Here is an 11,294-nt window from a genome sequence, read left to right as displayed (position 1 = left end):
GTCTAGGTTTCCTTGGGAATCAGTTCAAATATCTTGCCGGTTTCCAGCGCCTCAATCAGCTTCAGCAGCCAGCGGTAGTATTTGATCGCTTCCATAATCTTTGCTTCATCATTGGTCAAAAGGTGCAGCACTTCGTCATTCTCCGCATACTCTGCCTGCATGTCCTTAATTTCGGCAAGCGATTTCGACAAGGCGCTCATGTTGCCTTCGACCGCTTTTCTCCACTTGATTGAGAAATAATCGCTGAAGTTCTGGTGCCAGTCGGGGACGACCTCGAACAGGTCCTTGCGGGTTCCTTTTCCCCATACCTTGTCAATCATCTTCAAATCCAGCAGTGTGCGCACGCCGGTACTCATGGACGTCTTGCTCATCCCCATGGTGCGGCTCAAATCATCCAGCGTTACAGGTCCTTCATTAAAATACATATAACCATATAAATGTCCGATAGACAGCGTAATTCCGTATAAGTCCATATTTTTGCCGATAGAATCAATCACCCGCTCGCGGGCCTTGCTGATTCTCTTTATCTGCTCGGGCTCAAGCCCCTCTAAATCGTTCATGGTGTCCCTCCTGAGGAATAGGCTGATAGACTGCAAACCTCTCAAGTGTATTGTAAACAAATCCCCTTCTATAAGTAAAGAATGCACCTGAAATGGAATATGGCGAAAAACAGAGTATTCTTTATGTAAAGTACGTAAAGTTAAAACTGTACACTAAATTTTTAGCGTATACGGGCTTTGCGTCCCTTTTCACAACTCCGCTACACTTATTGAGGAGCAACTGCCTGAATAACGATAAGGGGAAAAGGAGGTCACCATGGCGATTATAGAGGTGAAACAACTAACCAAAGTATTCGGTAACGATGCAGGACGCGCCCTTCCATTACTGGAGCAGGGGTGGTCCAAAGAGAAGATTGCCCGTGAGGCCAAGCTGACCGTAGGGGTTAATAAGGCTGAATTCAGCATCGGTGAAGGGGAAATTTTTGTCATTATGGGCTTGTCGGGGAGCGGCAAATCGACGCTTGTCCGGCTATTGAACCGTTTGATTGAGCCTACCGGAGGCCAGGTTTTATTTAAAGGCAAGGATGTTGTCCAGATGAGCTCGGAGGAGCTGCGGACATTCCGGCGTAAAAATATCGGGATGGTATTCCAGAAGTTCGGCTTGTTTCCGCACCGTACAGTGCTGGCGAATGCCGAATACGGACTTGAAGTACAGGGTGTAGATAAAAAAGAGCGCACCCGCCGTGCCATGGAGGCACTGGAGCTTGTTGGACTGAAGGGCTGGGAAAACCACCGCCCCGATCAGCTCAGCGGCGGGATGCAGCAGCGTGTGGGCCTGGCCAGAGGGCTGGCCAATGACCCGGATATTCTGCTGATGGATGAGGCGTTCAGTGCGCTTGACCCGCTGATCCGCAAGGATATGCAGCAGGAGCTGCTGGAGCTGCAGGCCAGAGTGAAGAAGACCATTGTGTTTATCACCCATGATCTGGACGAGGCGCTGCGGATCGGTGACCGGATTGCCCTGATGAAGGACGGTGTGATTGTACAGATCGGTACACCGGAAGAAATCCTGATTCAGCCGGCCAACAAGTATGTGGAGCGCTTCGTCGAGGACGTGGATTTGTCCAAGGTACTGACCGCGGCACATGTGATGCGCCAGCCGGAAATGATCCGGCCGGAGCGCGGACCGCGCGTAGCCCTGCAGCTGATGCGGGACAGCGGCGTGTCCAGCCTGTATGTAGCGAACAATGAAATGAAGCTGCAGGGGGTTGTGACGGCTGACGATGCGTCCAGAGCGCTGAAAGAGAATCTGAGCATTCTGGAGGTTATGCAGCGGGAAATTCCCCGTGTACGTCCGGAAACACTGCTGAATGATCTGTTTGAGCTGATGTCGGCGACCCATCTGCCGGTAGCCGTGGTCGATGAGAATGACCGGCTCAAGGGGATTGTCATTAAAGGGGCCGTGCTGTCCGCGCTGGCCGGCAATGCGGTTCCGGAAGGAGGTACAAACTCATGAATATTCCCAAAATTCCTATAGGTAAAGGCGTAGAGTGGATAGAGGACTGGCTAATGACTTACTTCGGTCCGCTGTTCGACCTGATTCACGCTATTATCGGTGGTATGGTCACCGGGATTGAAACGGCCTTGACCTTTCTTCCGGCGATTGTGCTGACTATTATTATAGCCGCGCTTGCTTACTGGATCGGCAAATGGCGGATGGCGCTGTTTGCTGTAGTCGGGCTGCTGCTGATAGATAATCTCGGCCTGTGGGCACCGTCCATGCAGTCGCTGGCGCTGGTGCTGACCGCCTCGGTGCTTGCCGTATTGATCGGCGTGCCTGTCGGCGTACTCTGCGCCCAGAGCAAGACTGTACAGAATATTGTGACTCCGGTGCTTGACTTTATGCAGACGATGCCGGCGTTTGTCTATCTGCTTCCGGCGGTATCCTTTTTCTCGCTGGGGGTCGTTCCCGGAGTCATTGCTTCCATTATATTTGCGATTCCGCCGACTATCCGGTTAACCAATCTCGGTATCCGCCAGGTGTCGGAGGAGCTGGTCGAGGCTGCAGATGCCTTCGGCTCCACGCCGGGACAGAAGCTGTTCAAGCTGCAGCTGCCGATTGCCATGCCGACCATTATGGCCGGGATTAACCAGACGATTATGCTGTCGCTGTCCATGGTGGTCATTTCCTCCATGATCGGTGCCCAGGGTGTCGGCGCTTATGTCTACCGGGCCGTATCCCAGGCCAAGACGGGTGCGGGCTTTGAAGCGGGGATTGCGATTGTTATTATCGCCATTCTGCTCGACCGTCTGACCCAGAAGCTGTTCAAAACCAAACAACCAAACTAATCAAACCATAGGAGCGTGAGTGATTGATGAAGAAGAAGAGCATAGGAATACTGCTGACTGTTCTGCTGGTGGTGGCTGTCTTAGCCGGATGTTCGTCCGGAGCAGGCGGAAGCAAGACGGTGAAGCTGGCTTATGTCGCCTGGGATTCAGAGATCGCAAGCACATATGTTGTAAAAGAAGTGCTGGAATCCAAGCTCGGCATGTCCGCAGAAATGCTGCAGGTGGATGCCGGCCCGATGTGGGCAGGTGTTGCTGACGGAAGCGCCGATGCGATGGTTGCCGCCTGGCTGCCTAGCACGCATGCCTCATACCTGGAACAATACGGCAGTAAAGTAGAAGACCTGGGTGCCAACCTTGAAGGTACCAAAACAGGCCTTGCAGTTCCGACCTACATGGATATTAACTCCATTGAGGATTTAAAGGATGCTGAGCTGGCGGGAACGCTGCAGAACCGGATCGTCGGCATTGAGCCGGGAGCGGGCATTATGATGACGACTGAAAAAGCGCTTGAGGCGTATGGTCTGAGCGATTACACGCTGCTTGAGAGCTCATCGGCGGCAATGGTGCAGGAGCTTGAAAAAGCCTACCAGAGCAATGAGCCGATTGTAGTAACCGGATGGACTCCGCACTGGATGTTTGCCAATATGGACCTGAAATATCTGGAAGACCCGCAGGCTGTATACGGCGGGGCGGAACAGATTCATACTATGGTGCGTACGGGCCTGAAGGATGATATGCCTGAGGTGTACAGCTTCCTGGACCAGTTCAGCTGGACTCCTGAAGACATGGAGCAGGTGATGGTTGATATTGCGAACGGCCAGTCTCCGGAGGAAGCAGCTAAAAAATGGGTCGGCGAGCATGAGGATCAGGTCAACGCCTGGGTTGCCGGCGCAGTACAGGAATAACGGACTGTAAAATAATGTGATTTTTGCAGCGGCAAATAATGTGTGCTATGATGAAAAGAACATAAGGCTACAGAATTGTCATTTTTCAGCCGGCAAGTGTTCTTTACATATATATTCATACGTAAGCCACAATCCGTAACAAACACCCCGTAAGGGGTGTTTTTCTTGACAAATAAACCATATATAAATACTCAGCAGAGCTGACACTGCAAAGAGCCGGGAAAGGAGACAGCTCCATGACAGAGGTAATTAACGGCTGGATCGATTGGCTGCTGCAGAGTCTGGGTTTGAGCGGACCCTATATTTTGCTGGCGACAGTCCCGCTTACGCTGCTGCAAAGCTTGTTCGGTTTTTTTCCGCTGGCCGTCTTAATTGTGCTGCATGTGTCCGAGTTTGATATCATCGGCGGTATGGCGGTCAGCTGGATGGCCTGCAATCTGGGTTCAATCCTCATCTATTTCCTGTTCCGCAGATATCTGTATGGCTGGTTTGACCGCAAATGGAGAGCCAAGCTGAAGCGCTACGACAAGTGGCAGCGGTACCTGGACCGGTACGGCATCTGGACGCTGGTGCTGCTGCGTACGGTTCCCATTATGCCCAGCAATATTATTAATTTTATGGCAGCTGTCTCCCCGATCAAGGTATCCTCCTATATCTGGGGTACCGTGCTTGGCAATCTGTCCTATATCTGGCTGTTCGGGACGATCGGCTCATCGCTGATTGTGCCGCGTGAGGAGTGGCGCGGATTTCTGGGCTGGTACGCGGTGTTCATCGCAATTCTGCTGGCAGTCTTCGTGCGCCGCCACTGGGGGCATCTGCAGGAGGATAAGCGCAGCAGGATGCAGTAGGAAGATTGATTAGTGGAGATGAATTATAAAAAAGGGAAGAACGCTTTTCGCAGTGACAGCACTGTGAGGGCGTTCTTCTTTTTTGTCCCATGCCTGAATACCCTATAGTAATGAACGGGCGGCTTGGCCGCGGTGATACCGGGAGGGGACTTACGAGCATGGGCAGAATTCGAAAATGGGGGAGCCGGCGGGTGGCGCTGGCGGGCTCGCGGCGCTTGGGCCGGCTGCGGCTGCCGAAGATCAGCTGGGATGGCTTACCGCGGCCTGCCTGGAGGAGTCCGGCCTTTAAAGCCAAGCCGTCACGGGTTGGCAGCCTGCGGCCGGCAGCGCGGAGCGCTGGGTTCAAGGCCCGGCCGTCCAAGCCGGGGCTTGGATGGCCGGCTGGGCAGAAAACGCGCAGTAAGCAGGGGGGCATGTATGAGGGAGGGACTACGCCGGGATCGTGGACGCAAGGCAGTGTCCGGAGCGCGGGAGGATTGTCCGTAACGCAGGGAAGCGGTGGCACCAGGGCCAGAGGGAAGCTGTTTGTCCATAGCGGCGGTAACGGAGGCAGTCCGGCACGTCCGCGCAGACGGGGCCGCTTTTGGCTCATTTTAAGCCTGGTGCTGGTTATCGGTATACTGCAGGGACTGCGGTATGTGGAGCAGCATCTGCGCCCGCCGATTATTCATCTGGCACAGATTCGGGTGAAGCAGATCGCTACCGAATCCATTAACAAAGCGATTACCTCACAGGTTGCGGACGGCGGAGATGCCGAGGCCCTTATTGACTGGAAAACTGACAAAAACGGTAAAATCTCCGGCTTTATGCTCAATTACAGGGAACATATGCGGATCACCTCGCAGGCTGCGGAGGTCATCCAGACTACCCTGCAGGATCTGCACAACCGGACGGAGCATATCCCGCTCGGCCAGGCGCTGGAAAGCCCGCTGATCGCCTCCTTCGGGCCTGATGTCCCGATCAAGATTGAACCGCAGGGAGCGGTTAAGGTAGAGCTCAACACCCGCCAGAAAAATGCCGGGATCAATATGATTCTTGTCGAGGTGTATATCCATATTGTCACCGAGGTGGCTGTTGTCGTTCCGTTCGACATGGAGCCGCAAGTGGTCGATACAGAAATTCCGGTTTCCTACCTGATGGTGGTCGGAGATGTGCCGATGTACTATTACGACAACCAGGGCAACCCTGTCGGCGAGAACGGCAGCAGCGCACCTGGCATCGCCATACCGGCCCCAAGCCAGAGCGGGGACAAGAGCAGTGCAGCGGACAGCAGCACTGGTGCGGGAGCGGGCAACGGCTCCGGTGCAGACGAAGGTGACGGAAACAGCGGAAAAGATGCTCCAGCCGGCAGCGGCAACGCCGCCGACCCGTCCTCGGGCGCGGACAATGCCGGAAACAGCGGAAACGCGGAGAACAGCGGCAACGCTGGCGGAGGTCCCGGGGAGTAAAGAATTGGAGACGGATGGCACCGGCGCTCCTATTAGTGAGCGCCGAGCTAACGGACCGTACAGCCCTTATTTATTCGATATTGCCCGTTTACCTAGTCTAACGGACTCAGATGCACTTATTCGTCGGCTGAAGGAGCTTTTGGGCGGGAAAACGGGCAGATAAGGACGCTGGTGTCCGTTAGCTTTTGATGGCAGGGTGCCGAAGCCAAATAAGGTCATCTCTGTCCGTTAGAATGTTACAGTAGCGTATTATGATAGCGCAGATTACAGCGGCCGCAAGTGCAAATATCCTCTAAAAAAGCGGGCAGTCCATAAACAGTACTATCGTAACGTCAATGTAGATAGTAGGGCTGCATATTGCTCCACTGGAAGAAAACTGGGATATCCCCATAACTGATTCATACACTATAGGTAGCAAAGTTTTTATGTGATGGAGTGTGAATCAGGGATGCCTTATGATGCTGAAGCTGATGCGGTCAGCCCCGAGCGGCTGGCCGGAAGATACAGTTACCTTGAGCGGGAGGGGCTGCTGCCGCTGCCGGCCAAGGACGGTGTGACGATTGTGGTGGAGCTTGCGCACAAGGAGTGGGCGGAAGAATGTCTGAACCGGCTGCTGCTGCATTCAGGTCCTGCTGTCCGCTTGATAGGTGTGGCAATGAGGGAGGATTTTCCGCTGCAGCCGCTTCTGGAACGGTTCTCTGCAGAGCCAGGGCTGTCTTTTCTTCCTTATGAGCGCGGAAATTACCGGATTAATGAGGCCTTGGCAGATGCCCGGACCTCCTTTGTTGTGCTGCTGGAGGATCGTGTGCTGGTCACAGCCGGCTGGCTGGATGAGCTGCTGTGGCCGGCCATTGATGCTCGGCAACCGGAGTGACAGCCCCGCGTCCGCGGCGGAGGAGCAGGAAGGCAGGGAGGTGCTGCGGTTTGGCAATGATCTGGAACTGTCCGCTTACGTCAATCACCAGCTGAGCCGCCGCCGGGGGGAATGGCGGGAGGCCGAGGTACTGAGCGGCCCTTGCCTGGTTGTTACCCGGGAAACGCTGCAGCGGACCGGAGGGCTGGATTTCTCGCTCCGTGAGCGGCGCTTCATTATTGCCGACTGGTGCCTGCGTGCCCGCCAGCTGGGTATCAGGCTTGCACTCAGTGCGGCGTCATATGTACATGTCCTGCAGCCGCTGGCAGCCAGAGCCGCACACCCGGATAGCGAAGCACTGGCTGCGCGCGCTGAAGCGGGGCGGGAATACTGCGCAAAATGGCGGATACCGGACGAACGCCTGTATGAACCCGGGCTTCCCGTACCGGAGAATCTATCAGCATTGGAGCGTCAGCCGGCCATTCCGCTGGGCAAAACGCCCGCAGCGCTGCCGCTTGTGACGGCGGTGGTATATTTTGAAGAAAAATGGCCGGCCGAGGCTTCCATTCAGCGCCAGCTTTTACTGCAGGGATTGCAGAGCTACGGAAATATCCGATGGATCAGTGTCCGGGACAGCTGGACCGACACCACACCGGATTTTCCCGTCCATGAACGGGATACCGTTATTACGGTCCAGGGGGAGAAGCCGTGGCTGCATGCACTGGAGAACATTTCGGCCATGTACCAAAGCGAAGTGACCGTCTACATGTCCGCATCCGTCAGCTACGACAGTGAATATGTGGCCCGGATTGTGAAGGCCCTGCTGCACAGCCCTGCCGCTCTGATCGTCAGCGCTGCGCCGGGGCTTGCAGAATCGGAGCTGCCGGGCAATCCGGAGCGGGGCACAGCGGTGGTTCTGCCGCTGGAGCGTACGGCGCATAGGGGAGACATCCTGCCGGGCCGGATTGTAAAACGGGAGTCCTCCCGCCGCAGCCTGCTGCTCTGTCCGGGGCCGGAACTGGCGGTAGGTTACATAGCAGGGGCGTCTGTTTCGGGAGCCGGAGTCCCCGGCGGTAATGACCGGCCTTCTGAGCGAAAAGGAGGGACGCAGCCGTGAACTACATTATTTTCAGCGGAGTCCCCTGGGAGGAATACGGCTACAAAAGGCTGCTGGAGGTGCTGCCGGAGCGGGAGGATATTGTTTTTACCGGAACCATGACCCGTCAACAGCAGGAAGACAGCGGCATTCGTGCCCTGTCTCTGGCTGAAGTCTGCACGCTGCCGGCAAAAGAATATACAGCCCTGGTCTCCTCGCCGTACTGGCTGCAGGATGTGCTGGCCTTTGGGCCTGCCTTTATAATCGCCCTGCTGGAGCGCTGCCCGGAAGGGGAGGATGTGAACCTGTGGGATAAGTATAGCGGCCTGCTTGCCGCCAAAGCGGATCTGGTGGGAACGGCCTCGGAGCGTCTGTATCTGGAGCAGCTTTTATCCCGGAGCGGTGTTGTCTATCTGAGCGGGGATGACCCTTTGTCATACGGGATGATCCGCAGGGGGGAGCGGCTGTATTTTCTTGCGGATTTTGAGGCGGTATGGAAAAAAGCGCTCGAAGAGCTGTGGCTGCCGCCGGATACGGATTGCCCGGATGAGCCGTGGGCGGAGATCCAGCTCCGGCACCGGGCAGATTATTATCTGTCGATGTGCGGGAAGCTGCCGCAGCAGCCAACCGTTCATTATCTGGCCGCCTCGTACTTATATCTGCTTGGTGACGCGCGTGCGGCGGAGCTTTTGACGAAATCCTTTGAGCTGATGCTGCTGCATGATTATACGGATTGTCTGCATTCCCATTACCGTTTCTTCTCGGCCATCGAGGCTAAGCGCGGCAACCTGGAGCTGGCGGTCCGCCAGTACGAAATAACCGCATTTACGGCTGAGGAAAAAGCGTTGTCAGCACAGCTGCAGCGTTGGCTCGGCAGCGGAGCGCGTGAGCTGGTGCAGGCGGAGCTTTACCGGGTGAATGAGGACAGGGCTGCGGCGATACGGCTGCTGGCAGAGATGGACAGTCTTGAGGCCAAGTCTCTGCTGCTGCTCAATTATATGGATACCTTCCAATGGGAAAAAGCACTCCGGCTGCAGCAGGAGCTGGACAGCATGACCGCTGAGCCCGCTTCTTTAATGCTGTTTCAGGGGGGCGGTGCAATAGCATCTGTCCTTCTGCAGACCCCCGTAGTGGAAGGAACGCTGCATCTGCTGTGCGGTAAAAGGCATGCGGCAATCCGCAGTTTTTTACGGGCGGCGGGAGCGGATCAGGGAGCGCGGGCGCTTTTTGCCGAAATGGCCGATCTGGAGGAAGCTGTCGGACGATTAAGGGGGAGAACAGCCGATGAGGATGTCTGAACCGCTGCGCAAAACCTCCGGGAACCGCCTGACCGCGATGATGCAGGTGCGGAATGAAGCCGGGCGTTATCTGGAGCAGGTGCTGGAGGAGCTGAGCGATTTCGTCGATGAAATCGTGATTGTGGATGACGGAAGTACGGATGGTACGGCGCGATTATGCCGTTCTTTTGCCAAAGTGACGAAGCTGGTGACGCTGGAGAGCCCGCTGTTCAGCCGGGAATGGGAGCTGCGGCAGACGCTGTGGGAGCTCGCGGTATCGACGGAGCCCGACTGGCTGCTCTCGGTGGATGCCGATGAATTCTATGAAGAAGCGGCGAAGCGGGAGATGCGCCGGCTGATTGATCAGGATGTCTATGACTGGGTAGCTTTCCGGCTGTACGACTTCTGGGGCACCACCACCCATTACCGCGATGACGAACACTGGAATATCCATACGAAGCATACCCGTACGCTGGTCCGCTATCTGCCGGATTATCATTATTTTACGCCTCGGCTGAATCACCATGTGCCCCGGCTTCCGCTGTCCTATGCGGCTCTGCCCGGCTTTCTTGCCGAGCTGCGGGTGAAGCATTACGGCTGGGTGCTGTCCCCGGAAGAACTGCGGCGTAAATACGAACGGTATATGGATAACGATCCCGAGGGCCGTTGGGGCAGCCTGGAGCAGTACCGCTCTATCCTCGATGAGCATCCGCGTCTGATGGAGTGGCAGGAGAGGCATGGGTGAGGGTGGCATGTTTAATAGGGATTTGATGATGATTGAATAAGTACAATTTATATGGGATTGAATGGAGATAAATAGTGGCTGGTAGATAAATGGGGACCGAATGGAAATACAATTGTAGCTCGTAGATAAATGGGGACCGAATGTAAATACAATAGTGGCTGGTAAATAAATGGGGATTGAATGTAAATACAATAGTGGCTGGTAAATAAATGGGGATTGAATGTAAATTCAATAGTGGCAGGTAAAAGCAATGCCCATGGTCCGTTGCGGAGCCGGGGCATTGCTGTGTTGGGGGTTGGGAGCAGATGCAATCCAGCTCTACTCAGGCCAATAATCCATTACCCATAGCGCAGACCGCAGACGGCACACCGTAGACCGTAGACCGCAGGGTGTAGACCGTAGACACCGAAGACCGAAGAACGTAGAGCGCACACCGCACACCGCACACCTTACTCCACTCTGGTTTCTACGGTAGTGGAATTTTTTGCATGGAGATGCATGAAAGCTGAAACGCAAATCAATTCAAGAAAATTAGTTGGATTTTCAACACCTAATTTGATCCAAATCCAAGATTTACAACATTTAGTTGGAAAAACGCCATCTATTTTGAGCTATTTACCGCTCCGGAGGCACTTTAGACGAAATTAAGTAGCGTTTTTCCACTTAGTTTTCTGAAACTAGCGTTTTACAGAGAATTAGGTGGCGAAAATCCACTTAGTTTGTTTATTTCACTGCGAGCGGTGCGCCCTGATGCACAGTCGCAGGGGGTGACGTTATGCACACAGCCGCTGAGAGGCGAGCACGCGATTCAAAGCTGTGAATCGGTGAGCATAATGAAGCATGGCTGTTGAGAAGCGGCATAAGGATTCAAAAACTTTGAGCGGCGGGATGCTTCCGCCGCTCAAAGCGGGCCGGCGGAGGAAGGCGCGGACTGCGTCCTCTGCCAGTCTCCGCCGAGGGCCGCCCGCACCAGCAGCAGCCGGGGAATGCTGCCGGCGGGGACGGGCCCTGCTGCAGCGCCGGCTGCAGCTGCAGCTTCTGATAGGCAAGGCCGATGAGCACGGCCTTGCTCCCGAGGCCCGCAGCACCTGTTCAGCTGCGGGCGCAAGCCGCGGCAGCCTGCCGCAGGAGCCGGCAATGGCTGCATACAGCAGCACTCCGCCGCGCCGGCAGGCGTGCCGTAATGGTGCTCCTGCTCCTCGTAGATGGAGCACCATTGCTCTTGTGCCCGCGGCCGCGCCTGCAGCAGGCCGCAGAGCACCGGCTGCGGGAG

At 55.5% G+C, this 11,294-nt stretch carries 11 protein-coding genes; 10 read left to right on the top strand and 1 reads right to left on the bottom strand.

Features of this window, described 5'->3' with window-relative positions; all coding sequences use genetic code 11:
* Positions 1 to 2: 2 nt before the first annotated feature.
* Entirely contained in the window at positions 3 to 560 is a 558-nt protein-coding gene (locus AWJ19_RS20870; RefSeq protein ID WP_068726710.1) for a transcriptional regulator, read from the bottom strand.
* A 256-nt stretch (positions 561 to 816) separates the two neighbouring features.
* Between AWJ19_RS20870 and AWJ19_RS20865 the strand changes: the two genes are divergently transcribed.
* The 10 genes from AWJ19_RS20865 to AWJ19_RS20820 form a co-directional block, all read left to right on the top strand.
* On the top strand, positions 817 to 2,016 hold the full coding sequence (locus tag AWJ19_RS20865; RefSeq protein ID WP_068726709.1) for a glycine betaine/L-proline ABC transporter ATP-binding protein: 1,200 nt from the start codon (positions 817 to 819) through the stop codon (positions 2,014 to 2,016).
* A complete protein-coding gene (locus AWJ19_RS20860; RefSeq protein WP_068726707.1) occupies positions 2,013 to 2,849 on the top strand; it encodes a proline/glycine betaine ABC transporter permease in 837 nt (278 codons plus the stop codon). The genes AWJ19_RS20865 and AWJ19_RS20860 overlap by 4 nt, the downstream gene beginning before the upstream one ends.
* 26 nt (positions 2,850 to 2,875) lie before the next feature.
* Positions 2,876 to 3,754 (top strand): glycine betaine ABC transporter substrate-binding protein, encoded by an 879-nt coding sequence (locus tag AWJ19_RS20855; RefSeq protein WP_068726705.1) that lies wholly within the window; start codon positions 2,876 to 2,878, stop codon positions 3,752 to 3,754.
* 236 nt (positions 3,755 to 3,990) lie between these two features.
* The gene (locus AWJ19_RS20850; protein WP_068726703.1) at positions 3,991 to 4,602 is read left to right on the top strand and encodes a VTT domain-containing protein; all 612 of its coding nucleotides are present in this window, start codon (positions 3,991 to 3,993) and stop codon (positions 4,600 to 4,602) included.
* A gap of 158 nt (positions 4,603 to 4,760) precedes the next feature.
* Positions 4,761 to 6,050 (top strand): sporulation protein YunB, encoded by a 1,290-nt coding sequence (gene yunB / locus AWJ19_RS20845; RefSeq protein ID WP_347231134.1) that lies wholly within the window; start codon positions 4,761 to 4,763, stop codon positions 6,048 to 6,050.
* A gap of 448 nt (positions 6,051 to 6,498) precedes the next feature.
* Complete coding sequence (locus AWJ19_RS20840) at positions 6,499 to 6,924, top strand: hypothetical protein (protein WP_068726701.1); 426 nt, start codon at positions 6,499 to 6,501, stop codon at positions 6,922 to 6,924.
* Positions 6,905 to 8,020, top strand: coding sequence for a hypothetical protein (locus tag AWJ19_RS20835; protein ID WP_068726699.1), 1,116 nt, complete (start codon positions 6,905 to 6,907; stop codon positions 8,018 to 8,020). Before AWJ19_RS20840 ends, AWJ19_RS20835 begins: the two co-directional genes overlap by 20 nt.
* Positions 8,017 to 9,297: a hypothetical protein gene (locus tag AWJ19_RS20830; RefSeq protein WP_068726697.1), complete on the top strand. Its 1,281-nt coding sequence runs from the start codon at positions 8,017 to 8,019 to the stop codon at positions 9,295 to 9,297. The genes AWJ19_RS20835 and AWJ19_RS20830 overlap by 4 nt, the downstream gene beginning before the upstream one ends.
* Positions 9,284 to 10,021 carry a glycosyltransferase gene (locus AWJ19_RS20825; RefSeq protein WP_128083660.1) on the top strand — a complete coding sequence of 246 codons (738 nt, stop codon included), beginning with the start codon at positions 9,284 to 9,286 and terminating at the stop codon, positions 10,019 to 10,021. The genes AWJ19_RS20830 and AWJ19_RS20825 overlap by 14 nt, the downstream gene beginning before the upstream one ends.
* Before the next feature lie 840 nt (positions 10,022 to 10,861).
* Positions 10,862 to 11,294: hypothetical protein (locus AWJ19_RS20820; RefSeq protein WP_198536611.1), on the top strand; the 433-nt coding region annotated here is incomplete at its 3' end.

The sequence above is a fragment of the Paenibacillus sp. DMB5 genome, assembly GCF_001517085.1.
Lineage (GTDB): Bacteria > Bacillota > Bacilli > Paenibacillales > Paenibacillaceae > Paenibacillus_AQ.
Note: the sequence above shows the minus strand (reverse complement) of the source record. Positions and strands in the feature narration are given on the sequence as shown.